Consider the following 22566-nt stretch of genomic DNA (forward strand, 5'->3'; position numbering starts at 1 on the left):
CGGGGGGGAGGCCCCGAGGGGCTGGTCCGGCCCCCGGGGGGGGGGCCGGCCCGCTCCGTGTCACCCGAACCGGTCAGAGCACGTCGGCCGCGATGTTGGCCGCCACCTGCTCCAGCAGCGGACCGGCGTTCGCGATGCACTTGGCGGGGTCCGGCTCGATCTCCGTCAGCGGGTACGCCCGCCGGATGCCGGCCGCGCGCAGCGCCTCCGGCTCCAGCAGCAGCCGTCCGCACACCGCCACGACCTCCTTGCCCGCGGCGCGGGCGGCGGCCGCGACACCGGCCGGGGCCTTGCCGTGCAGGGTCTGCTCGTCCAGCGAACCCTCGCCGGTGATGACCAGCGTGGCCCGCTCCAGCGCCGGGGCGAAGCCCAGCACCTCCAGCATCAGCTCGATACCGGGACGGAACGTCGCCCCGAGCAGCAGCGCGCCGTAGCCGATGCCGCCCGCGCCACCGGCGCCCGGCAGCACCGCGCACTCGGCGGCCTTCGCGCCGATCGCCTTCTCCAGCACCACCGCGAAGTGCGCCAGCGCCGCGTCCAGCGTCGCCACGTCCTCGGGCGAGGCGCCCTTCTGCGGTCCGTACACCGCCGGCGCACCCTTCGGGCCCGTCAGCGGGTTGTCCACATCGCTGGCCAGTACGAAGTCCACGTCCGCGAAGCGCGGGTCGATGCCGGACAGGTCCGCCGAGGCCAGGGAGGCCAGCGCGCCGCCGCCCGGACCGACCGGTTCGCCGTTCGCGTCCAGGAACACCGCGCCGAGGGCGGCGAGCATGCCCGCTCCGCCGTCCGTGGTGGCGCTGCCGCCCACACCGAAGACGATCGAGCGCGCGCCCGCGTCGAGGGCGGCCTTGAGCAACTCGCCCGAGCCGTACGTGGTAGCCGTCAGCGGGGCGAAGACGCCCTGGGGGAGCAGTTGGAGGCCGGATGCCTCCGCCATCTCGACCACGGCGGTTCCGTCGCGGAGCGCGAAAGCGGCCGTGACCTGGTCGCCGAGGGGTCCGGCGACCCGCACCTCGCGGCGTTCGAAACCGGCCGCCACGGCGGCCGCGACCGTACCGTCGCCGCCGTCCGCGACGGGGAGGGTCTCGATCTCCACGCCCGGTACGGCCTTGCGAAGGCCGGCCGTCACCCGCTCCGCGACCTGTACGGCCGTGAGCGAGCCCTTGAATTTGTCCGCGGCGATGAGCACGCGCGCGGCCTCAGTTACTGCTCCGTCCGTCACCTTTGCTAATCCCTTGCTATCGAACAGTGCAGTCGCGCCGCCATGAGCCTATCCGGAGGATCCTCCTATGCCCATGGGTGGCCTGGGACACACACGGCGCGCTATGCCCCCAAATGGGGACATACGCCTGCATAGTCCGGCCCCAAGAGCACGGATTCACCGGAAGAGGCACGTCCGGACACCCCGACCGGACATCCGAAGACCCCGGGTCCGGTACCCCGACCGCCGTGATCCGGGCGCCGCGCACCGGAGGGCGGCTGGGTAGGGTGGCGGACGTGACGACCACGGACGACTACGCCACTTACATCGCGAGCCTGCCCCGGGTGCTGGCCGGCGCCGCCGCCCTCTTCCGGGACGTCGAGGGGCGGGTGCTCATCGTCGAGCCCAACTACCGCGAGGGCTGGGCCCTGCCCGGGGGCACCATCGAGTCCGACCGCAACGAGTCCCCGCGCAGTGCCGCGCGGCGCGAGAGCGCCGAGGAGATCGGCATCGACCGGCCGCTCGGCCGGCTGCTCGCCGTGGACTGGAGCGTGGGCGTGGGCCGTCCCCCGCTGGTCGCGTACCTCTACGACGGCGGGGTGCTCGACGCCGAACAGCTCGCCTCCGTCAAGCTCCAGGAGGAGGAACTGCTCTCCTGGAAGCTGGTCGCGCCGGCGGAGCTGACGACCTACCTGCTCGGATCGCTCGCCCGGCGCGTCCAAGAGGCTTACCGGGTACTTGAGTCGGGCGCGGGCACCGTCGAGCTGGAGAACGGCCGCCGGCCGGGGCCCGCGTAACACCCGTTATCCGTCGCCTACTTCGCCCAGGACAGAATGCAGCACATGATCACGATGTACGCCTGGCCGAGCACGGCCGACGGGCCGGACGCCCTTCCCATGGTCCACTTCACCACCGACGAGCAGGCCGGCGGCGAGGTCACGCCCGAGGGCGCGCCGGTCTGGATGTTCGACGGCGCGATACGAGACGGCGGCTGGGCCGAGTTCGCCGACTTCGAGGCGTGGTCGGTGCCGGCCGCCGACTGGCAGGCCTTCTACCGCCGCGAGGACGACCTCCTCGCCGTCACCGGCCCCGGCAGCTGTGAGGGCTGGTACCAGGGCAAGCTCGGCGCGGACGCGCAATGGGTCGCCGCCGCGACCGAGCAGCGGAGCGTGGTCCTGCTCGCCGCACCGGTCCGACACCCCTCGCTGTACGGCTACACGGTCGAGGCGGGCGCCGGTTTCGCCCTGCTGGTCCCGCTCGCGGTCGTCTAGTCGTGGGGGACCGATCCCGCGATCCCAGAGGGTGAGAAAGCGCACGCTTTCGCTTGACCGGAAAGATCAAGCCTTGCTTGACTCGTCGCCTACCAGTTCGAATTGAAGCGCGATGCCGGCACGGGCGATTCGCTTTCTGTAAAGGACGGTCAGGACATGACGCTATTAGCGGACAGCGCGCCGGAGCAGCAGGACGTCGCCTTTATCGACGTACTCGACCCCGCATTCCGGTTCACCTCTCCCGAAGTGGCGCGGGCCCGGGAAAAGCACTGGTACGCGAAGACCCCCCTCGGCCTGCTCGTCCTGCGCTACGCCGAGGCGAAAGACCTCGTGCGGAACCCCGGCCTGATCCACAACGGCGTCCGTTTCATGGAACAGAACGGCATCACCGAGGGCCCGATCCACGACTGGTTCGTGAACGGCCTCGTGAGCCGTGATTTCGAGGACCACCGTCGTCTGCGCGGTCTGGTGAACAAGGCTTTCGTCCCGCGCATGGTCGAGAATCTGCGCCCGCTCATGCGGGAGACGTCGGAGCGGCTGGCCGACAAACTCGCCTCCGCCGGCGACATCGATTTCATCGAGGAATTCGCCGACCAGCTCCCCCTCGTGGTCATGACCGAACTCCTCGGGATTCCGCCGGAGGACTTCCTCACCTTCCGCACCTGGACCTCCGACATCGGCCTGGTCTTCTCCCTGGCGCTGGGCGGGGACATCCCCGCACGCGTCGAGGCCGCGGTGACCGGTCTCTACGGCTACGTCGACGACCTGATGGCCGCCAAGAAGGCCGACCCGGGTGAGGACCTCATCTCCGCGCTGGTGGCGCTCCAGCACGCGGAAGGCACCGCCAGCCGCGACGAGCTGCAGAACCTCATCGTCTCGATGATCTTCGCCGCCCACGACACCACGCGGCTCCAGCTCGCCAACGCCATGGTCACCTTCGCCGAACACCCGGACCAGTGGAAGCTGCTGGGCGACAACCCCGACCTGACGCAGCAGGCGGTGGAAGAGGTGATGCGGTGGCGCCCGTCCACCAACGCCCTCTTCCGGTACGCCCCGCAGGACTTCGAGTTCCGCGGGGAAGTGATCCCCAAGGGCACCATGCTCCTGATCGGTGTGCAGGCCGTACAGCGTGATCCGCGGGTCTTCCCCGGCGGCGACGTCTTCGACATCACCGCCCCCCGGAGCACCCCGGTCCTGCAGTTCGGCGGCGGGCTGCACTACTGCCTCGGGGCCCCGCTCGCGCGCATGGAGATCACGGAGGCGCTGCCGGCGCTGGCGAGGCGGCTGGGAGCGCCGTCCGTCACCGGTCCCGTCACCTGGCGCCCCGCCATCGGCATCACGGGCCCGAACGAGCTGCCCCTGCGCTTCGGCTGACCGGAGTTTCCCGCGCGGCGGTCGGCGTCAGACCGGCAGGGGCCGCTCGCCGGCCTCGAAGGCCAGCAGCCGGACCTTGCGGTCGACGCCGCCGCCGTAACCGGTCATCGCACCCGAGGCGCCGATCACCCGGTGGCACGGCACGATGATGCCGACCGGGTTCTTGCCGTTGGCCAGTCCCACGGCCCGGGAGGCACCCGGCTTGCCGAGCTTCGCGGCGAGTTCACCGTAGGACCACGTCTGCCCGTAGGGGATGCGTACCAGCTGTTCCCACACGCTGCGTTGGAACGCCGTGCCCGCCAGCCGGACCGGGACGGTGAAGTCGGTGAGCTCGCCGGCGAAGTACGCGGTCAACTGCCGTGCCACCTCGGGGAACGGCTCCTCCGCCGGCGACACCCGTTCGCCGAAGGACTCCTCCGGCGGGCGGTGGCGCTGGCCGACCATGTAGAGGCCGCTGAGGACCCCGTCGGTGGCCACGAGGGTGAGCGGCCCGTAGGGGCTGTCCACGAGCGTGTGCTGCTTGCTGCTGTCGTTCATCGCTGGTCGTCTCCTGGGACGGGCCCGGTCGGGCTCGGACGGGTCAGGCGGGTCAGGCGGGCAGGTGGTTGATCGGGTGGCTGTCGGTGGCCCACAGGTACTGGACGGCGTACGCGCGCCAGGGCCGCCAGCCGGCCGCCCGCGCGGTGAGCGCGGCGGGCGTGGACGGCAGCCCGAGCCCGGCGGCGGCGCGGCGGACCCCGAGGTCGGAGGGCAGGAACGCGTCCGGGTCGCCGAGCGCCCGCATCGCGATGACCTCGGTGGTCCACGGGCCGAAGCCGGGCAACGCGGCCAGCCGTGCGCGGGCCGCCTCCCAGTCGCTGTCGACGCCCAGCGGGAGCGAGCCGTCCGCCAGGGCTGAGACCAGCGTGGCGAGGCTCGCCCGGCGGCTGCGGGGCAGGGCGAGCGACTCCGGATCCAGCGCGGCCAGGGCGCGCGGTGAGGGGAACAGGTGGGTCAGCCCGCCCTCGGGATCGGGGTCGGCGACCGGCTCGCCGTGTGCGGTGACCAGCCGGGCCGCGTGCGTACGGGCCGCCGCGGTGGACACCTGCTGGCCGAGTACGGCGCGTACGGCGAACTCGGCCGCGTCGACCGTACGGGGGACCCGCCGCCCCGGCGCCTTGTCGACGAGCGGGGCCAGCAGCGGGTCCGAGCGGAGCTGCTCGTCCACGGCCTCGGGGTCGGCGTCGAGGTCCAGCATCCAACGACAGCGGCTGATGGCGATGGTGAGGTCCCGCAGGTCGGTCAGGGCCAGCTGGCAGGCGATGTGGTCGGGCCGCGGCGCGAGCGCGACGACGCCGGTTCCGTACGGCAACCGCAGCGTCCGGCGGTAGGCGCCGGCGCGCCACTCCTCGACGCCGGGGACCGCCGTCGCGGCGAGGTGGCCGAAGAGGTTGTCGGGGTTGAGGGGCGCCCGGAAGGGGAGCCGCAGGCTGATCGTGCCGGGGATGCGGGGCTGGTCGCGGTGGGCCCTGGCGGATCGGGTGCGCAGCTCGCTGGGGGAGAGGGCGAAGACCTCGCGGACGGTGTCGTTGAAGGCCCGGATGGAGGAGAAGCCAGCGGCGAAGGCGACGTCGCCCATGGGGAGGGCGGAGGTCTCGATGAGCAGCCGGGCGGTCTGGGCGCGCTGCGCCCGGGCGAGGGCGAGGGGGCCGGCGCCGAGCTCGGCGTTGAGCTGCCGTTCGACCTGGCGCGTGGAGTAGCCGAGGCGGGCGGCCAGGCCGGGAACGCCCTCGCGGTCCACCACACCGTCCTGGATGAGCCGCATGGCACGGGCGACGGCGTCGGCGCGGGCGTTCCACTCGGGGGAGCCGGGGCTGGTGTCGGGGCGGCAGCGCTTGCAGGCCCGGTACCCGGCCTGCTGACAGGCGGCGGCGCTGGGCAGGAAGGTCATGTTCTCGACCTTGGGCGGCACGGCGGGGCAGCTCGGCCGGCAGTAGATCCGGGTGGTCCGGACGGCGGTGAAGAACCAGCCGTCGAAGCGGGCGTCCTTCGACTGCACGGCCCTCACACAGCGGTCGGTGTCGGTGTACATGGCTCCAGCATCCCGGGAGGCCCGGTGCGGGGCTGGCGGTTTTCCGACATCAAGCGTAGCCCTCCGGGGGGTTTTCACGGTGCCGGCTCCGCGGGCTCCCGCCGTCGGGTGTCTGGGCGGGCCGGCCCGCCGGGGCCCGGGGCGGTGTCGAGCCGTGCGGCGGCGGCTCCGCCCGGCCCCCCCGGGCTCCGCCCCGGGCCCCGCGCCTCAATCACGGGCGGGGCTGGTTGTGCTCCGGTGCGGCGGGACCGAGGCGCGGGGCCGGATGTGCCCCACCGGGGCCACGCAGCACGGCCGGGTGGCTGCGCCCCCGCCGGGGCCCGGGGCGGTGTCGAGCCGTGCGGCGGCGGCTCCGCCCGGCCTCCGGGGCTCGGCCCCGGACCCCGCGCCTCAATCGCCGGCGGGGCTGGTTTTGCCCTGCCGGGGCCGCCGGATGTAGCGGCGGCTTCGCCCGGACCCCCGGGACTCCGCCCGGGTCGGATGTGTCCCGCCGGGGCCACGCAGCACGGCCGGGTGGCTGCGCCCGCCAGGACCCCGCCTCGATCACCGGCGAGGCTGGTTTTGCCCCCGGGGCCGCCCGATGCGGGCGGCGGCTTCGCCCGGACACGCGGGGCTCCGCCCGGCCCCCGCGCCTCGCTCGCCGGCGGGGCCGGGTGGGGATAGGGCCCGGGCCCGCGCCGTGTCACTTGGCCCGGGGCGGCGGAGAGCTGCGGCGGGGCCGGAGCGCAGGGGACCGGGACACGGTGACCGGTCCGGTGCCCGCACAGACCGGGCCCGCCAGGGCGAAGCCGGCCTCGCCGGCCTGGGCGCGGCCCCGACGGGCCGGTGGCCGCCCCGGGCCGGCACCTCGCGGCGTACACCCTGGGCGGCGGGCCGGCCCCGCACCCGCCCCGACCCCGCCCCGCCCGGGGGAGGGGATGGCGAAGGGCCCCGGGCGCTTATCGCACCCGGGGCCCTCACCTGCACAAAACAGCGGCCTGCGTTACGGCTGGGCCGCCCGCGCCTCGCGGCGGTTGTGGCGGAACGTGTTCGCGCGACGGGTCGTCGCGAACAGCGGGATCGTCGCGGCCAGGGCGATCTGCAGCGCGCAGCCCGTCTGGAGCAGCAGCTGACCGCCCGGGGCGTCGAACGCCCAGGCCGCCAGCAACCCCATCGCGCCGACGATCCAGCTCAGCATCGCCACCGCGAGGACACCCCGCGGCTTGGGGTACTCGACGCGGCTCACCATCAGCCACGCCACCCCGATGATCGCCAGCAGCGTCGGGATGAAGGGCAGCCCCAGCAGCACGACGGACACGACCGTCAGAGCTCCGAAGGGGCTCGGCATGCCCTGGAACATGCCGTCCTTCATCGTCACGCAGCTGAATCTCGCCAGGCGCAGGACCACGGCGAGCAGCACCACGATCGCCGCGAGCGCCGACATCTTCTGGTGCGCGTCGTCCGCGACCATGCCGTACACCAGCACGAAGTACGCCGGCGCCAGGCCGAAGCTGATCAGGTCCGACAGGTTGTCCAGCTCCGCGCCCATCGGCGAGCTGCGCAGCTTGCGGGCCACGATGCCGTCGAAGAGGTCGAAAACCGCCGCGAGCAGCATCAGTATCACCGCCGTCGCCGCGCTGTGCCGGGCCATGCCCGACTCGCCGCTGCCGGTGAGGTGCGGGATGAGGATTCCGGTGGTGGTGAAATACACCGCCATGAATCCGCAGGTCGCGTTGCCGAGGGTGAGCGTGTCCGCTATCGACAGCCGCAGGGAGAGCGGCATGTCTTCCGCGTCCGCGTCCTCGTCCTTGGCCTCCGGCACCCAGCCTGTGGCAGGGGTCTCAGGGTCAGTCACGGTCAATTCGGGTCACCCCCGCGGTGGTGGCCTGACCGACCTCGACCGCGACCTCGACACCCTCGGGGAGGTAGATGTCGACGCGCGAGCCGAAGCGGATCAGACCGATGCGTTCGCCCTGCTCCACCTTGGTGCCGGCCGGCAGGTAGGGGACGATGCGACGCGCGACGGCACCGGCGATCTGCACCATCTCGATGTCGCCGAGCTCGGTGTCGAAGTGCCAGACGACGCGCTCGTTGTTCTCGCTCTCCTTGTTGAACGCCGGGACGAACCCGCCGGGGATGTGCTCCACGGACGTCACCGTGCCGGCCAGGGGCGCACGGTTGACGTGGACGTTCAGGGGGCTCATGAAGATCGCGACGCGAGTGCGCCCGTCCTTCCACGGCATGATGCTCTGCACCACACCGTCGGCGGGCGAGATGACCCGACCCTGGGCGATTTCGCGCTCCGGGTCGCGGAAGAACCACAGCATGCCCGCCGCGAGAGCGGTGGCGGGCACGGCCGCCGCGGCCCAGCGTCCGGACTTGCGGGCCCGGGTGAGGCTGAGCGCCGCGGTGGCGACGGTCGGCAGGAGCCACGGCGATGCTCCGCGCGCGAGGCGTCCACCGAGGAGGCCGACGCGAGGTGCAGAGGTTTGGCTGTGGGGCATGGATGACCTTCGTAGCGGGTGATGCCGCGCCGCAAACGGGGGGACGGGACGGCGGCTTTACTGGAATGCTATCGGTTGCGCGCAACAACTGGGCAAGCCAGAAGCCGAGTCGATGACCGTAAGCCAGTGACTGGCAGTGATCCTCTCGCGGAAAATCGGCCGGCGATTCACCGTAAAAGGGACTTTCAACCCTGGAGTCGGTACTCCTCGAGCAGGCGTCGCCCGATGATCATTTTCTGGATCTCGGCGGTACCTTCACCGATCAGCAGCATCGGGGCTTCCCGGTAGAGGCGCTCGATCTCGTACTCCTTCGAGAACCCGTAGCCACCATGGATGCGGAAGGCGTCCTCCACCACCTCCTTGCAGTATTCGGAGGCGAGGTACTTCGCCATCCCTGCTTCGAGGTCGTTTCGTTCCCCGGAGTCCTTTTTGCGTGCTGCGTTGACCATCATCGCATGGGCGGCTTCGACCTTGGTAGCCATCTCGGCCAGCTTGAACTGAATGGCCTGGTGCTCGGCGATCGCCTTGCCGAAAGTGTGACGTTGCTGGGCATAGGAGACACCCAGCTCGAACGCACGCTGAGCGACGCCGCAGCCACGCGCCGCCACGTTGACGCGGCCGACCTCGACCCCGTCCATCATTTGGTAAAACCCTCGGCCCGTCTGGCCGCCGAGGACGCGATTGGCCGGAATGCGCAGTCCGTCCATGATGAGCTCGGTCGTGTCGACGCCCTTGTAGCCCATCTTGTCGATCTTGCCCGGGATGGTCAGGCCCGGACGGACCTCACCGAAGCCGGGCTCCTTCTCGACCAGGAAGGTCGTCATCGACTTGTGGGGCGCGGTGCCCTCCGGGTGTCCTTCGTCACTCCGGACGAGCACGGCCACCAGCGTGGACGTGCCGCCGTTCGTCAGCCACATCTTCTGGCCGTTCAGGACGTACTCGTCCCCGTCCTTCACCGCCTTGGAGGTGATGGCCGACACGTCCGAGCCCAGGCCCGGCTCGGACATCGAGAACGCGCCGCGGACCTCGCCCAGCGCCATGCGCGGGAGGAAGTGGTCCTTCTGCTCCTGCGTGCCGTGCTGCTTGAGCATGTACGCCACGATGAAGTGGGTGTTGATGATGCCCGAGACGGACATCCAGCCGCGCGCTATCTCCTCGACACACAGCGCGTAGGTGAGCAGCGACTCACCCAGACCGCCGTACTCCTCCGGGATCATCAGCCCGAACAGGCCGAGTTCCTTGAGCCCGTCGACGATCTGCTGCGGGTACTCGTCGCGGTGCTCCAACTCGGTCGCGACCGGGATGATCTCCTTGTCGACGAACTCGCGGACCGTCTTGAGGATCTCGCGCTGGACCTCGTTGAGGCCGGCGGTCTGGGCAAGTCGGGTCATGGCTCTTACTTCCCCTGTTCCTTGAGCTGCGGGCGCCCGGGCTGCTCGCCGCCGCGCTCCTTGATGTACGTCTCGGTCGGGACCATCACCTTGCGCCGGAAGACGCAGACGAGGGTGCCGTCCTGCTTGTAGCCCTTGGTCTCCACGTAGACGATCCCGCGGTCGTTCTTCGACTTCGACGGGGTCTTGTCGAGGACCGTGGTCTCGCCGTAGATGGTGTCGCCGTGGAAGGTCGGCGCCACGTGCCGCAGCGACTCGATCTCCAGGTTGGCGATGGCCTTCCCCGAGACGTCGGGGACCGACATGCCGAGCAGCAGCGAGTAGATGTAGTTGCCGACGACCACGTTCTTGCCGAAGTCGGTGGTGTTCTCGGCGTAGTTGCTGTCCATGTGCAGCGGGTGGTGGTTCATGGTCAGCAGACAGAAGAGGTGGTCGTCGTACTCCGTGACCGTCTTCCCGGGCCAGTGCTTGTAGACCGCGCCGACCTCGAACTCCTCGTACGTACGTCCGAACTGCATGGTGCTCAGGCTCCCGGGATCTCGAACTTGCCGGTGCGCTGCATACCGGCGGCCCGGCCCTTGCCCGCGATGACCAGGGCCATCTTGCGGCTGGCCTCGTCGATCATCTCGTCGCCGAGCATCGCCGAGCCCTTCTTGCCGCCCGCCTCGGAGGTGCACCACTCGTACGCGTCGAGGATCAGCTCGGCGTGGTCGTAGTCCGCCTGGGAGGGGGAGAAGACCTCGTTGGCGGCCTCGACCTGGCCCGGGTGCAGCACCCACTTGCCGTCGAAGCCGAGGGCGGCGGCGCGCCCGGCGACCTCGCGGTATCCGTCGACGTTCTTGATCTGGAGGTAGGGGCCGTCGATCGCCTGCAGGTTGTTCGCCCGGGCGGCCATCAGGATCTTCATCAGGATGTAGTGGTAGGCGTCCGCCGGGTAGCCGGGCGGCTGCTCGCCCACGACGAGCGACTTCATGTTGATCGACGCCATGAAGTCGGCCGGCCCGAAGATGATCGTCTCCACGCGCTGGGAGGCCTGCGCGATCGCGTTGACGTTGTTGAGGCCCTGGGCGTTCTCGATCTGCGCCTCGATGCCGATCTTGCCGACCTCGAAGCCCATCGTCTTCTCGATCTGCGTCAGCAGCAGGTCCAGCGCCACGATCTGCTGGGCGTCCTGGACCTTCGGCAGCATGATGCAGTCGAGGTTCTGGCCCGCGCCCTCGACGACCGTGACGACGTCCCGGTACGTCCAGTGGGTGGTCCAGTCGTTGACGCGCACGACCCGGGTCTTGCCGGTCCAGTCGCCCTCGTTCAGGAACTTGACGATGGTGTGGCGGGCCTCGGGCTTGGCGAGCGGCGCACAAGCGTCCTCCAGGTCGAGGAAGACCTGGTCGGCCGGCAGGCCCTGGGCCTTCTCCAGGAAACGCGGGTTCGAACCCGGCACCGCGAGGCAGGAGCGGCGCGGCCGCAGCCGGTTCACCGGGGAAGCGGGCGTGGTCATGCGGGAACCTCCATGGGGTCGAGCTTGTTCGCTTTGCGGATCTCGTCGACGATACGGCCGATGATCTCCGTGATGCCGAAGTCCTTGGGTGTGAACACGGCCGCGACTCCGGCCGCCTTCAATGTCACCGCGTCGGCGTTGGGGATGATGCCGCCCACGATGACGGGTATGTCGCCCGCCCCCGCGAGGCGCAGGCGGTCCAGCACGTCGGGGACGAGCGCGCAGTGCGAGCCGGACAGGATGGACAGTCCCACGCAGTGCACGTCCTCGGCCAGCGCGGCGGTGGAGATCTCCTCCGGCGTCAGCCGGATGCCCTGGTAGACCACCTCGAAGCCCGCGTCACGGGCCCGCACCGCGATCTGTTCGGCGCCGTTGGAGTGCCCGTCCAGACCGGGCTTGCCGACCAGCAGGCGCAGCCGGCCGGCGCCGAGCTCCTCCGCCGTCCGGGCGACCTTCTCGCGGACGAGGGCCATCGGGGTGCCCTGCTCGGCGGTGACGGCCACCGGGGCCGACGAGACCCCCGTCGGCGCGCGGAACTCGCCGAACACCTCGCGCAGCGCGCTCGCCCACTCCCCTGTGGTGACACCGGCGCGGGCGCACTCCAAGGTGGCCTCCATCAGGTTCTCGGTCCCGGCCGCCGCCTCCTTGAGGCGCTCCAGCGCCTGCCGGGTGGTGGGGAAGACGAACGGGTCGCCCTCGCCCTGGCGGTCCGAGGACTCCTCCCGCTCGGCGCGCCAGCGGCCGATGCGCTCCACGATCTGGGCCTCCACCGCCCCGTCCACCGTCATGATGGCGCCGTCCAGGTCGGCGGTGAGCGGGTTCTCCTCGGTCTGCTGGTAGCAGTTGACGCCGACGATCTTGTCCTCGCCGGCCTCGATCCGGGCCCGCCGCTCGGCGTGCGAGGAGACGAGTTGCGACTTGAGGTACCCCGACTCGACGGCGGCCATCGCGCCGCCCATCTCCTGGATCCGGTCGATCTCCGCCAGGCACTCGGCGACCAGGGACTCGACCTTGGCCTCGATGACGTGGGACCCGGCGAAGATGTCCTCGTACTCCAGCAGGTCGCTCTCGTGCGCGAGGACCTGCTGGATGCGCAGCGACCACTGCTGGTCCCAGGGCCGGGGCAGGCCCAGCGCCTCGTTCCAGGCGGGCAGCTGCACCGCGCGGGCGCGGGCGTCCTTGGAGAGGGTGACCGCGAGCATCTCCAGCACGATGCGCTGGACGTTGTTTTCCGGCTGCGCCTCGGTCAGTCCGAGGGAGTTGACCTGGACGCCGTACCGGAAGCGCCGCTGCTTGGCGTCCTCGATGCCGTAGCGCTCGCGGGTGACCTGGTCCCAGATCCGGCCGAAGGCGCGCATCTTGCACATCTCCTCGATGAAGCGGACGCCCGCGTTCACGAAGAAGGAGATACGGGCGACGACCTCACCGAAACGTTCCTCCGGGACCTGCCCGGAGTCGCGCACCGAGTCCAGGACGGCGATCGCGGTGGACATCGCGTACGAGATCTCCTGGACCGGGGTCGCCCCCGCCTCCTGGAGGTGGTACGAGCAGATGTTGATCGGGTTCCACTTCGGGATGTGGTTGACCGTGTACGCGATCATGTCCGTCGTCAGGCGGAGCGAGGGCCCGGGCGGGAAGACGTGCGTCCCGCGCGAGAGGTACTCCTTGACGATGTCGTTCTGGGTGGTGCCCTGGAGCTTGGAGATGTCCGCGCCCTGCTCCTCGGCGGCCACCTGATAGAGCGCCAGCAGCCACATGGCCGTGGCGTTGATCGTCATCGAGGTGTTCATCTGCTCCAGGGGGATGTCCTGGAACAGTCGCCGCATGTCGCCCAGGTGGGAGACCGGGACCCCGACCCGGCCGACCTCGCCGCGGGCGAGGATGTGGTCGGGGTCGTAGCCGGTCTGCGTCGGAAGGTCGAACGCGACCGACAGGCCGGTCTGGCCCTTGGCGAGGTTGCGGCGGTACAGCTCGTTGGACGCCTCGGCCGTGGAGTGGCCGGCGTACGTCCGCATGAGCCACGGACGGTCTTTCTGGCGCTCTGTCATCTCAGGCTGTCCCTTTGGCCCTTGAACGGTCTCGGACGGTCGGGCGAATCAGATGTTCCGGAAGCGGTTGATGGCGTCCAGGTGCTTGGCGCGCATCTCGTGGTCGCGGATGCCCAGGCCCTCCTCGGGGGCGAGGGCGAGGACGCCGACCTTGCCCTGGTGGAGGTTGCGGTGGACGTCGTACGCCGCCTGGCCGGTGTCCTCCAGGGAGTAGACCTTGGAGAGGGTCGGGTGGATCTTGCCCTTGGCGATCAGGCGGTTGGCCTCCCAGGCTTCGCGGTAGTTGGCGAAGTGGGAGCCGATGATGCGCTTGAGGGACATCCACAGGTAGCGGTTGTCGTACTCGTGCATGTAGCCCGAGGTGGAGGCGCAGGTGGTGATGGTGCCGCCCTTGCGGGTGACGTAGACGGACGCGCCGAAGGTCTCGCGGCCGGGGTGCTCGAAGACGATGTCGATGTCCTCGCCGCCGGTCAGCTCGCGGATGCGCTTGCCGAAGCGCTTCCACTCCTTCGGGTCCTGGGTGTGCTCGTCCTTCCAGAACGTGTATCCCTCGGCGTTGCGGTCGATGACCGCGTCGGCGCCCATGGCCCGGCAGATGTCGGCCTTCTCGGGGGAGGAGACGACACAGATCGGGTTGGCGCCGCCGGCCAGGGCGAACTGGGTGGCGTAGGAGCCGAGGCCGCCGCTGGCGCCCCAGATCAGCACGTTGTCGCCCTGCTTCATGCCGGCGCCGTTGCGCGAGACCAACTGGCGGTAGGCGGTGGAGTTCACCAGGCCCGGCGAGGCGGCCTCCTCCCAGCTGAGGTGGTCGGGCTTGGGCATCAGCTGGTTCGACTTGACCAGGGCGATCTCCGCCAGGCCGCCGAAGTTGGTCTCGAAGCCCCAGATGCGCTGCTCGGGGTCGAGCATCGTGTCGTTGTGGCCGTCGGAGGACTCCAGCTCGACCGACAGGCAGTGCGCGACGACCTCGTCGCCCGGCTTCCAGGCGTTGACGCCGGGGCCGGTGCGCAGCACGACGCCCGCGAGGTCGGAGCCGATGACGTGGTACGGCAGGTCGTGGCGCTTGGTGAGCTCCGACAGGCGCCCGTAGCGCTCCAGGAAGCTGAAGGTGGACACCGGCTCGAAGATCGAGGTCCACACGGAGTTGTAGTTGACCGAGGAGGCCATGACGGCCACCAGGGCCTCGCCCGGACCGAGTTCGGGAACCGGGACCTGGTCGAGGTGCAGGGACTTGCGCGGGTCCTTCTCGCGGGTGGTGAGCCCGGTGAACATCTCCGCCTCGTCCTTGTGCACGGTGATCGCGCGGTACGAGTCGGGGAGCGGCAGGGCCGCGTAGTCGGCGGCCGTCGCGGCCTGCGACTGGATCGCGTCCAGGATGTCCTTCACGGTGTTGCCTCCGGCTAAGCGCTGATGAGGGTGCGCTGAGGGGATACGCGGCTGCGCGGTACGGGTGTGGTGCGGGAGTGGTGTGGTGCCGTCGGTCCGGCGAAAGCGGTGGTGCGGCGACGCCTGTGGTGGGGCGTACGGGGGCCTGGTGACGCAGGCATCCGGGGCGCGATCCGTGCCGGGTGGACGTGGACCGCGGGGACATCCGGACCACTTCAACGTATGGCACCCCGTGTCACTCAGCAAGGCACCGCGTGCCAAAACTTTCTCTCATTTGCCTATTGACCTGCGCAGATGAGCGATGATCGATCAGAGTTACCGGCGAGTAGGGGCAACCCGGACAAACGGAAGGGCCGCCCCCCGTTGTGGGAGGCGGCCCGAGTGGCCCGTGTGACCGGAGTCGCTACTTGTTCATCCTGAGGGCCTCTTCGATGGTCCGCATGACCTCGTCGAGCGGGGCGTCCGTGCGGGCCACCGCCACCAGGACCTCGCCCTCCGTGCGGACCGCCGCCGGGGCGGCCGACGCGCCGGTGAGGGTGCGCCCCGCGCCGATCCCCGAACCGAAGGTCTTGCGCACGATCGAGAAGGCGTGGTCCAGCTGCGCTTCCACGTCCCCCTGGCCGCCCGCGCGCAACCAGCGCCGCAGCACGTGGTTGTGGGCCGTGACCACCGCCGAGGCGGCGACCTCCGCCAGCAGCGGGTCGTCGTTGCCGTCGGCGTGGTCCTGCTCGTCGAAGTGGGCCAGCAGATAGCGCGTGAACAGCCGCTCGTACCGGGCCACCGAGGCGATCTCCCGCTCCCGCAGCGCCGGCACCTCGCGGGTGAGCCGGTAGCGCTCCACCGACACCGCCGGCGAGGCGGCGTACATCTTCATGACTTCCTTGATCCCCCGGCACACCGTGTCGAGCGGGTGCTCGTGCGCCGGGGCCACGTCGAGGACGGCCTCGGCGCGGGTCAGGGTGTCGTCGTGGTCCGGGAAGATCGCCTCTTCCTTGGACCGGAAGTGCCGGAAGAAGGTCCGGCGGGCCACCCCGGCGGTCGCGGCGATCTCGTCGACCGTCGTGGCCTCGTACCCCTTCGTCGCGAACAGCTCCATGGCGGCGGCCGCCAGCTCGCGGCGCATCTTGAGCCGCTGAGCGGCCGCCTTGGTGCCGGCCGTGCTCTCCGGGGCGTCGGACGCCGTGGCGGCGCGGGGCGAGGTCTTGGCGGGCTGGGACATAGAGCGAAAGTACTTCATTCGCGCAGGAGAGCGCGCCTGAGGGGGGCGGGAGGTGGGTGGATGCGGGGGAGGGCCGGCACTGGGCACACAGTGCTCGTCGGGAGGGTTCGTCCGCCGTGAGGGTCCGGCGGACCCGAGGAGCCCTCCCCACGCATCCGGCTCGCGGTCCCGGGCGTCGCGACGCCCGGGGGGCGGATCACCGGCGGGCGTACTCACGGAATCCGCGGCCGGTCTTCCGGCCCAGGCAACCCGCCGCGACCAAGTGCTCCAGCAGCGGCGAGGGCGCCAGGCCCGGGTCACGGAACTCCTGGTGGAGCACCTTCTCGATGGCCAGGGAGACGTCCAGGCCGACCACGTCGAGCAGCTCGAACGGCCCCATCGGGTAGCCGCCGCCCAGCTTCATCGCGGCGTCGATGTCGTCGATGCCCGCGTAGTGCTGCTCGACCATCTTGATCGCGTTGTTGAGGTACGGGAACAGCAGCGCGTTGACGATGAAACCGGCCCGGTCGCCGCAGTCGACCGCGTGCTTGCGGACCTTCCCGCAGACCTCGCGGACCGTGGCGTGCACGTCGTCGGAGGTCAGGACGGTACGCACCACCTCGACCAGCTTCATCGCCGGCGCCGGGTTGAAGAAGTGCATGCCGATCACGTCCTGCGGGCGCGAGGTCGCGCGCGCCACGGCGATCACCGGCAGCGACGAGGTGGTGGTGGCCAGCACCGCCCCCGGCTTGCAGACCTTGTCCAGGCCCGCGAACAGCTCCTGCTTGACCGCCAGGTCCTCGGCGACGGCCTCCACGGCCAGGTCCACCTCGGCGAAGGCGTCCAACGAGCCCGCCGGCGTGATCAGCGCCAGGGTCTTCGCCGCGCCGTCCTCGGTCAGCCGGCCCTTGGACACCGCACGGCCCAAGGACTTGCCGATCGCGGCCTTCGCGGCCTCCGCCTTCTCCTGGCTGCGGGCCGCCAGCACCACCGGGTAGCCGGCCTGCGCGAAGACCTGCGCGATGCCGCTCGCCATGGTGCCGGAGCCGGCCACGCCGACCGAGGCGACGGCGCGGCCGGCGCCGAGCAGCGACCCGTCCAGCGGGGTCTGCAGGTCCCGCACGATCACCGGGCTGCCCGGGGCCTCGTACGTGTAGAACCCGCGCCCGGCCTTCTGCCCCGTCAGGCCCGCCTCGGCGAGGTGCCCGAGGATGGGGGCCGGGGCGTGCAGCCGGTCGCCGGAGGAGGCGTACATGGCCTCCAGGACGGTACGGGCGGTGTCCACGCCGATCAGGTCCAGCAGGGCGAGCGGGCCCATCGGCAGACCGCAGCCGAGCCGCATCGCCGCGTCGATGTCCTCGCGGGAGGCGTACTTCGACTCGTACATGGCGGCGGCCTGGTTCAGGTAGCCGAAGAGCAGGCCGTCCGCGACGAAACCGGGACGGTCGCCGACCGCGACGGGCTCCTTGCCGAGTTCGCGGGCCAGCTCGGTGACCGCCTGGACGGCGGGCGGCGCGGTCAGCACGCAGGAGACGACCTCGACCAGCTTCATCGCCGGCGCCGGGTTGAAGAAGTGCAGGCCCAGGACCCGCTCGGGGCGCTGGGACTCGGCGGCCAGGCGGGTCACCGAGAGGGCGTTGGTGCCGGTGGCCAGGATGGTGTCCGGGCGGACGACCGCGTCCAGTTCGCGGAACAGCCGCTGCTTGAGGGCGTAGTCCTCGGGGACGACCTCGATGACGAGGTCGGCGTCCGCGGCGGCGCCCAGTTCGGTGAACGTGCGGAACCGGGCGAGCACGGAGTCGCGCTCGGGCTCGGTGAGGCGCTCCCGGGCGACGGAGCGGGCCGTCGCGGCGGCGAGCGCGGCGGTGGCCCGCCGGCCCGCGCCTTCACTGACGTCGATGCCGATGACCTCGCGGCCGGCCCGGGCGAGGACCTCGGCGATGCCGGTGCCCATCGTGCCGAGACCGACGACGGCGATGGTCTGGAGGGTGGATTGACTGGACGTGGACGGACGGTCCATCGCGGGACTCCAGTGGAAGAGGGTGACGACTGAGGGCGCGGCGCGCGGCGCACAGCACGCGGCCGGGGATTCCGCACAGGGGTGCCCGAAGGGCGGGAGAACGGCCGACCCTGTCCCGGGGCCGTGCCGTACGTGGAGCGTCGTGCGTGAGCGCCGTACCCGGACGTGCGGCACGGGGCGCGCGGTACCTGGGGTACCGGACCGACTGGTACGGGGCGGCTGCGTCACCAGGCCGGTCCCGTACGTGTTGAGGGGAGCGTAACCCGTCGGTAACCCGTTGGCCAGAGCAGGGGAATGGGCAACGGATGTGACGTACACCGCTGCGGCCCTAGTGCTGTGGCCGGGAAGGTCCACCGGGTGGCGGCGCCCGGCACGGCACCTCCCTGCGTTGTCGGACCACGGAAGTACGTCCGGTACGAGCCGGGGCCCTCCGCCTTGCGATGCACCGCACCGAACGCCGCGACCCGGCAAACCTTCCCGGCCACAGCACTAGGGTGGGGGCGTGAACCAGGTACTGGAGCGGCTGCGCGGCGAAGCGGGACGGTCGGCGGAGTACGAAGCGCTGCTGGCGGCCGGCCCCGACGGGCTCGCGGACGCGCTGACTTCGCCCGGACGACCCCTGTGGGCCCGCGAACTGGCCGCGTACCGGCTGGGGATGGCGGGGGACCGGCGGGCCTTCGAGGCGCTGGTGCTGCTGCTCAACCACCGCGACCCGCCGCGCTGCGAGGCCGCGGCCCAGGCGTTGGCCGTCCTCGGCGACCCGCGCACGGCCCGCGCCGCGGCGGCCCTGGCGACGAACGAACTGCGCACGGCCTACGCCCTGCACCCGGTGCGCCTGCTCACCGCCCTGCGGGCCCCCGAGTCGGCGCCCGCGCTGATCCGCACGCTCTCCCGGCTGCTCGCGCCGCACGACCCGTACTGGCGCGTCGCCCTGGCGTGCGTCGAGGGCCTCGGCACCCTGGCCGACCCGCGCGCCCACGACGTCCTGACCCGCGCCCAGTCCCACCCCCGCCTGGCGGTCGCGGCCACCGCCTCCCTGCGCGCGCTGCCCGCCCCGGGCGGGGCGGGCAGCTGACCGGGCGGGCGCGCCCGGCGGCCGTCAGCCCCGGAAGCCCAGGAGCCCGTGCAGGGTCGAGCCGCCGGCGGAGCGCGGGAGGGCGCGGGTCGCGGCGGTCGGCTTGGGGGCCGGCCCGGCCGGGCAGGTGGCGTCCGCCGTCTTGCCCGTGCGCAGGTAGGCCGCCAACTTGTCGTCCAGGCACTTGTTGCCGCTCAGCGCGATCCCGTGGTTGCCGCCGCCCTCCTCGACCACCAGGGCCGCGCCCTTGAGCTTGTCCCGCATGCTCAGCGCGCCGTCGAACGGGGTCGCCGCGTCCTCCGTCGCCTGGAACAGCAGCGCCGAGGAGAGGTCGGCGTTCGTCACGTCCGGCGCGGCGAGCGGCTCGGTCTTCCAGAACGCGCACGGCGCGTTGTACCAGGCGTTGTTCCAGGTCATGAAGGGCGCCTCGGCGTGCGTGCGCCACATGTCGGCCCGCCAGGTGTTCCAGTCCTTCGGCCACGCCGAGTCCCGGCACTGCACGGCCGTGTACACGCTGTAGCCGTTGCCCGCCGCCGGCTCGACCGCGCCGAACCGCTCGTACGCCGCCACCAGCGGCTTCTCGTCCTTGGCCACCGAGTACGCGGAGAACGCCTCGGCCAGGTTCGGCCAGTAGCCGTCGTAGTACCCGCCCGGCATGAAGGTGTCCTCCAGCTCGGACGCGCCGACCTTCCCGCCCGCCGGCGTCTGACGCAGCGCCTCGCGCATCTCGTACCAGCGGCGCTCGACCTCCGCCGGGTCGCCGCCGAGCCGGTACTTCTCGTCGTACCGCGCCACCCACGCCAGGAACGCCTTGTGACGGGCGTCGAAAGCACGGTCCTGGGCGAGGTTGTCCTCGTACCAGACCCCGCCCGGGTCGACGACGGAGTCCAGGACCAGGCGGTGCACCCGGTCCGGGTGGAGCTTGGCGTACACCGCGCCGAGGTAGGTCCCGTACGAGTAGCCGAAGTAGCTGAGCTTCGCCGCCCCCAGGGCGGTGCGCAGCGTCTCCAGGTCGCGGGCCGCCGAGACGGTGTCGATGTACGGGAGCACGTCCGCGTGCTTGGTCTGGCAGGACTCGGCGAAGGACTTGACCCGGTCGAGGTTGGCCTGCTCGGCGCGCCCGTCGGTGGGGACGGAGTCCGGCCGCACCGGGGCGAAGTAACCGGCGGCGCAGTCCAGGGTCGGCTCGCTCTTGCCGACGCCGCGCGGGTCGAACCCGATCACGTCGTACGCCGCGGCCACGTCCTTCGGCAGCGCGGAGGCGACGAAACCGGCCAGCGCCCGGCCGCTGCCGCCCGGCCCGCCGGGGTTGACCAGCAGCGGACCCTGTGACTTCGCCGCCGTGTGCCGGACCCGGGTCAGCGCCAGGGAGATCTGCCGGCCGCCGGGGTTGTCGTGGTCGAGCGGGACCTTGAGGGAGGCGCACTGCAGCGAGGGGTAGCGGGTGGTCGCGCAGCCGGTCCAGCGCAGCGGCGCCGCCGCCGATCCGGTCGGGCCCGCCGTGCTCGGGCCCGCCGCGCCGGCCGGGGCGGCCGTGACCGGCGTGGTGAGGGCGGCGACGGTCGCGATCGAGAGCAGGACGGCGGCACGGTTCTTGACCTTCACAGAGCCGCGCGTCTTCAGGGGGTCGAGCATGGGGCCTCCCAGCCGAGGGTTCTGGGCGGAATCGTCCCGGAAACCGCGCCCGGAAGCCCGGATGGCGCCGCTCATTGGCCCGATGTGATGAGCGTTCAGGGGCCGTACGAGGTCACAGGAGGCTGAGCTGGACCGGATCGGCGGGCGACGCCGGCCCGGCCGGGCGTTCGGGGAGGGGAATCCTGCGGGCCGCGCCCCGCCGGGAAGGTCCGATGCCGAATTCGGCGGCGAGTTCGTGGACTTGTCGGGTGATCTGCCGCTGGTACCAGGTGGGTGCGTACGAGCCGCCCGCGTACATCCGCTCGTACCGTTCGACGAGGTGGGGGTGGTGGGCCCCCAGCCACGCCGTGAACCACTCGCGGGCACCGGGCCGCAGATGGAGTACCAGCGGGGTCACGGAGGTCGCCCCGGACTCGGCGACGGCCCGGACGGTGGCCCGCAACTGCTCCGGGGAGTCCCCGAGGAAGGGGATCACCGGGGCCATCAGCACCCCGCACTCGATCCCGGCGTCGGTGAGGGTCCGTACGGCTCCCAGCCGGGCGGCGGGGGAGGGCGTGCCGGGTTCGACGGTCCGCCACAGGGCGCTGTCGGTGAAGCCGACGGAGACGCAGACGCCGACCTCGGTGACCTCGGCGGCCCGGCGCAGGAGCGGGAGGTCGCGCAGGATCAGGGTCCCCTTGGTCAGGATGGAGAAGGGGTTGGCCCGGTCGCGCAGGGCCTCGATGATCCCGGGCATCAGGCGGTAGCGGCCTTCGGCGCGCTGGTAGCAGTCGACGTTGGTGCCCATGGCGACGTGCGCGCCGGTCCACCGGCTCGAAGCGAGTTCGCGGCGCAGCAGCTCGGGGGCGTTGGTCTTGACGACGATCTGCGAGTCGAAGTCGATGCCGGTGTCGAGGTCGAGGTAGCTGTGGGTCTTGCGGGCGAAGCAGTACACGCAGGCGTGACTGCACCCGCGGTACGGGTTGACCGTCCACTCGAACGGCATGCGCGAGGCGCCGGGAACCCGGTTGAGGATCGTGCGGGCGCGGACCTCGTGGAAGGTGATCCCGCGGAACTCGGGGGTGTCGAAGGTCCGCGTGACGACGGAGGCGGCCCCGAAGAGCGCCCCTGCCGCGTCGGGGGCCCCGGGGCCGCCCGTCAGATTGTCCCAGCGCATGAGCGCCTCCCTCGGTGTCTCGACCCTCCCGAGAATAGAACAAACGTTCCCATGATCGTGCGGGCCGAACCCCGCGGTGATGTCATCGGCGCCCGCGAAGGACCAGGGCGACCGCGCCCCCGGCCGCGGCCGCGCGGAGGCTCTCCGCCGGGGCTCGGCCCCGTCTCCGCGCGCTGCGACGCCCGACCCGGATTTGGGCGCCCGCCCCGGAGGTGGTTGGCTGGCCGCGACGAGCGGACACAACTGCTGGAGGAACAGCCATGGCGCAGGTCGAGGCCACCACGGAGCGGATCATCGCGGCCGACGCGGAGACCGTGTTCGACGCGCTTGCGGACTACACCGGGACCCGGGGCAAGCTGCTGCCCGAGCACTTCAGCGAGTACGAGGTGCGCGAGGGCGGCGACGGCGAGGGCACCCTCGTCCACTGGAAGCTCCAGGCCACCAGCAAGCGCGTACGGGACTGCCTGCTGGAGGTCAGCGAGCCCACTGACGGACAGCTCGTCGAGAAGGACCGCAACTCCTCCATGGTCACCACCTGGACCGTGACGCCGGCCGGCGAGGGCAAGTCCAAGGCCGTCGTCTCCACCGTGTGGAACGGCGCCGGCGGCGTCGGCGGCTTCTTCGAGCGCACCTTCGCGCCCAAGGGCCTCGGCCGCATCTACGACACCGTGCTCGCCAACCTGGCCGCCGAAGTCGAGGGCTGAGCAAGGCCGTTGCCCGAAAGGGCAGCCGGGCGGCTCACCGGTTCGGGTGCGATTC

The 22566-nt window shown here is 71.5% G+C and carries 19 protein-coding genes; 5 read left to right on the forward strand and 14 right to left on the reverse strand.

Annotation, left to right across the window (positions count from 1 at the left end):
• Nucleotides 1-73 precede the first annotated feature (73 nt).
• Nucleotides 74-1222: a glycerate kinase gene (locus tag ACFVXJ_RS12440; protein WP_389661677.1), complete on the reverse strand. Its 1149-nt coding sequence runs from the start codon at nucleotides 1220-1222 to the stop codon at nucleotides 74-76.
• 275 nt (nucleotides 1223-1497) lie between these two features.
• Here ACFVXJ_RS12440 and ACFVXJ_RS12445 point away from each other — a divergent pair, with 275 nt between their 5' ends.
• From ACFVXJ_RS12445 to ACFVXJ_RS12455, 3 genes are all read left to right on the forward strand, one after another.
• On the forward strand, nucleotides 1498-1998 hold the full coding sequence (locus ACFVXJ_RS12445; protein ID WP_389661678.1) for an NUDIX domain-containing protein: 501 nt from the start codon (nucleotides 1498-1500) through the stop codon (nucleotides 1996-1998).
• Between the two features lie 45 nt (nucleotides 1999-2043).
• Nucleotides 2044-2472: a hypothetical protein gene (locus tag ACFVXJ_RS12450; protein ID WP_389661679.1), complete on the forward strand. Its 429-nt coding sequence runs from the start codon at nucleotides 2044-2046 to the stop codon at nucleotides 2470-2472.
• 156 nt (nucleotides 2473-2628) lie between these two features.
• The gene (locus ACFVXJ_RS12455; protein ID WP_389661680.1) at nucleotides 2629-3846 is read left to right on the forward strand and encodes a cytochrome P450; all 1218 of its coding nucleotides are present in this window, start codon (nucleotides 2629-2631) and stop codon (nucleotides 3844-3846) included.
• Between the two features lie 27 nt (nucleotides 3847-3873).
• On the opposite strand, the gene ACFVXJ_RS12460 is transcribed toward ACFVXJ_RS12455, so the two are convergent.
• From ACFVXJ_RS12460 to ACFVXJ_RS12510, 11 genes are all read right to left on the reverse strand, one after another.
• Entirely contained in the window at nucleotides 3874-4383 is a 510-nt protein-coding gene (locus ACFVXJ_RS12460) for a methylated-DNA--[protein]-cysteine S-methyltransferase (RefSeq protein WP_389661681.1), read from the reverse strand.
• Between the two features lie 52 nt (nucleotides 4384-4435).
• The gene (locus ACFVXJ_RS12465) at nucleotides 4436-5917 is read right to left on the reverse strand and encodes an AlkA N-terminal domain-containing protein (RefSeq protein ID WP_389661682.1); all 1482 of its coding nucleotides are present in this window, start codon (nucleotides 5915-5917) and stop codon (nucleotides 4436-4438) included.
• A 982-nt stretch (nucleotides 5918-6899) separates the two neighbouring features.
• A complete protein-coding gene (gene pssA / locus ACFVXJ_RS12470) occupies nucleotides 6900-7718 on the reverse strand; it encodes a CDP-diacylglycerol--serine O-phosphatidyltransferase (RefSeq protein WP_389661905.1) in 819 nt (272 codons plus the stop codon).
• A gap of 25 nt (nucleotides 7719-7743) precedes the next feature.
• Nucleotides 7744-8400, reverse strand: coding sequence for a phosphatidylserine decarboxylase (locus ACFVXJ_RS12475; RefSeq protein ID WP_136212902.1), 657 nt, complete (start codon nucleotides 8398-8400; stop codon nucleotides 7744-7746).
• 185 nt (nucleotides 8401-8585) lie between these two features.
• Nucleotides 8586-9791 carry an acyl-CoA dehydrogenase family protein gene (locus tag ACFVXJ_RS12480; RefSeq protein WP_136212901.1) on the reverse strand — a complete coding sequence of 402 codons (1206 nt, stop codon included), beginning with the start codon at nucleotides 9789-9791 and terminating at the stop codon, nucleotides 8586-8588.
• Nucleotides 9792-9796: 5 nt separating this feature from the next.
• Nucleotides 9797-10309 (reverse strand): MaoC family dehydratase, encoded by a 513-nt coding sequence (locus tag ACFVXJ_RS12485; protein ID WP_030155134.1) that lies wholly within the window; start codon nucleotides 10307-10309, stop codon nucleotides 9797-9799.
• Nucleotides 10310-10314: 5 nt separating this feature from the next.
• Nucleotides 10315-11289, reverse strand: a complete 975-nt coding sequence (locus ACFVXJ_RS12490; RefSeq protein ID WP_389661683.1) for an HpcH/HpaI aldolase/citrate lyase family protein — start codon at nucleotides 11287-11289, stop codon at nucleotides 10315-10317.
• Entirely contained in the window at nucleotides 11286-13337 is a 2052-nt protein-coding gene (locus ACFVXJ_RS12495; RefSeq protein WP_389661684.1) for a protein meaA, read from the reverse strand. The genes ACFVXJ_RS12490 and ACFVXJ_RS12495 overlap by 4 nt, the downstream gene beginning before the upstream one ends.
• A 48-nt stretch (nucleotides 13338-13385) precedes the next feature.
• Nucleotides 13386-14723: a crotonyl-CoA carboxylase/reductase gene (gene ccrA / locus ACFVXJ_RS12500; protein ID WP_389661685.1), complete on the reverse strand. Its 1338-nt coding sequence runs from the start codon at nucleotides 14721-14723 to the stop codon at nucleotides 13386-13388.
• Between the two features lie 403 nt (nucleotides 14724-15126).
• Nucleotides 15127-15942, reverse strand: a complete 816-nt coding sequence (locus tag ACFVXJ_RS12505; protein WP_389661686.1) for a TetR family transcriptional regulator — start codon at nucleotides 15940-15942, stop codon at nucleotides 15127-15129.
• A 196-nt stretch (nucleotides 15943-16138) separates the two neighbouring features.
• Entirely contained in the window at nucleotides 16139-17941 is a 1803-nt protein-coding gene (locus ACFVXJ_RS12510) for a 3-hydroxyacyl-CoA dehydrogenase family protein (protein WP_389661687.1), read from the reverse strand.
• A 502-nt stretch (nucleotides 17942-18443) separates the two neighbouring features.
• Here ACFVXJ_RS12510 and ACFVXJ_RS12515 point away from each other — a divergent pair.
• Entirely contained in the window at nucleotides 18444-19016 is a 573-nt protein-coding gene (locus ACFVXJ_RS12515) for an adenylosuccinate lyase (protein ID WP_361307967.1), read from the forward strand.
• A gap of 24 nt (nucleotides 19017-19040) precedes the next feature.
• Here the strand turns inward: ACFVXJ_RS12515 and ACFVXJ_RS12520 are convergent, their stop codons facing one another.
• Complete coding sequence (locus ACFVXJ_RS12520) at nucleotides 19041-20651, reverse strand: alpha/beta hydrolase (protein ID WP_389661688.1); 1611 nt, start codon at nucleotides 20649-20651, stop codon at nucleotides 19041-19043.
• Nucleotides 20652-20763: 112 nt separating this feature from the next.
• Nucleotides 20764-21807, reverse strand: coding sequence for an Rv2578c family radical SAM protein (locus tag ACFVXJ_RS12525; protein ID WP_389661689.1), 1044 nt, complete (start codon nucleotides 21805-21807; stop codon nucleotides 20764-20766).
• A 260-nt stretch (nucleotides 21808-22067) separates the two neighbouring features.
• On the opposite strand from ACFVXJ_RS12525, the gene ACFVXJ_RS12530 reads away from it, so the two are divergent.
• The gene (locus ACFVXJ_RS12530; RefSeq protein ID WP_361307961.1) at nucleotides 22068-22511 is read left to right on the forward strand and encodes an SRPBCC family protein; all 444 of its coding nucleotides are present in this window, start codon (nucleotides 22068-22070) and stop codon (nucleotides 22509-22511) included.
• Nucleotides 22512-22566: the final 55 nt, after the last annotated feature.

This window comes from Streptomyces sp. NPDC058279 (assembly GCF_042881255.1).
Lineage (GTDB): Bacteria > Actinomycetota > Actinomycetes > Streptomycetales > Streptomycetaceae > Streptomyces.

What these genes read in the sequence shown, in the direction of transcription:
- ACFVXJ_RS12450 (WP_389661679.1), top strand. Translation starts at nt 2,044, where the DNA reads ATGATCACGATGTACGCCTGGCCGAGCACGGCCGACGGGCCGGACGCC.
- ACFVXJ_RS12455 (WP_389661680.1), top strand. Translation starts at nt 2,629, where the DNA reads ATGACGCTATTAGCGGACAGCGCGCCGGAGCAGCAGGACGTCGCCTTT.
- ACFVXJ_RS12460 (WP_389661681.1), bottom strand. Translation starts at nt 4,383, where the DNA reads ATGAACGACAGCAGCAAGCAGCACACGCTCGTGGACAGCCCCTACGGG.
- ACFVXJ_RS12465 (WP_389661682.1), bottom strand. Translation starts at nt 5,917, where the DNA reads ATGTACACCGACACCGACCGCTGTGTGAGGGCCGTGCAGTCGAAGGAC.
- ACFVXJ_RS12475 (WP_136212902.1), bottom strand. Translation starts at nt 8,400, where the DNA reads ATGCCCCACAGCCAAACCTCTGCACCTCGCGTCGGCCTCCTCGGTGGA.
- ACFVXJ_RS12480 (WP_136212901.1), bottom strand. Translation starts at nt 9,791, where the DNA reads ATGACCCGACTTGCCCAGACCGCCGGCCTCAACGAGGTCCAGCGCGAG.
- ACFVXJ_RS12485 (WP_030155134.1), bottom strand. Translation starts at nt 10,309, where the DNA reads ATGCAGTTCGGACGTACGTACGAGGAGTTCGAGGTCGGCGCGGTCTAC.
- ACFVXJ_RS12490 (WP_389661683.1), bottom strand. Translation starts at nt 11,289, where the DNA reads ATGACCACGCCCGCTTCCCCGGTGAACCGGCTGCGGCCGCGCCGCTCC.
- ACFVXJ_RS12495 (WP_389661684.1), bottom strand. Translation starts at nt 13,337, where the DNA reads ATGACAGAGCGCCAGAAAGACCGTCCGTGGCTCATGCGGACGTACGCC.
- ACFVXJ_RS12505 (WP_389661686.1), bottom strand. Translation starts at nt 15,942, where the DNA reads ATGTCCCAGCCCGCCAAGACCTCGCCCCGCGCCGCCACGGCGTCCGAC.
- ACFVXJ_RS12510 (WP_389661687.1), bottom strand. Translation starts at nt 17,941, where the DNA reads ATGGACCGTCCGTCCACGTCCAGTCAATCCACCCTCCAGACCATCGCC.
- ACFVXJ_RS12520 (WP_389661688.1), bottom strand. Translation starts at nt 20,651, where the DNA reads ATGCTCGACCCCCTGAAGACGCGCGGCTCTGTGAAGGTCAAGAACCGT.
- ACFVXJ_RS12525 (WP_389661689.1), bottom strand. Translation starts at nt 21,807, where the DNA reads ATGCGCTGGGACAATCTGACGGGCGGCCCCGGGGCCCCCGACGCGGCA.
- ACFVXJ_RS12530 (WP_361307961.1), top strand. Translation starts at nt 22,068, where the DNA reads ATGGCGCAGGTCGAGGCCACCACGGAGCGGATCATCGCGGCCGACGCG.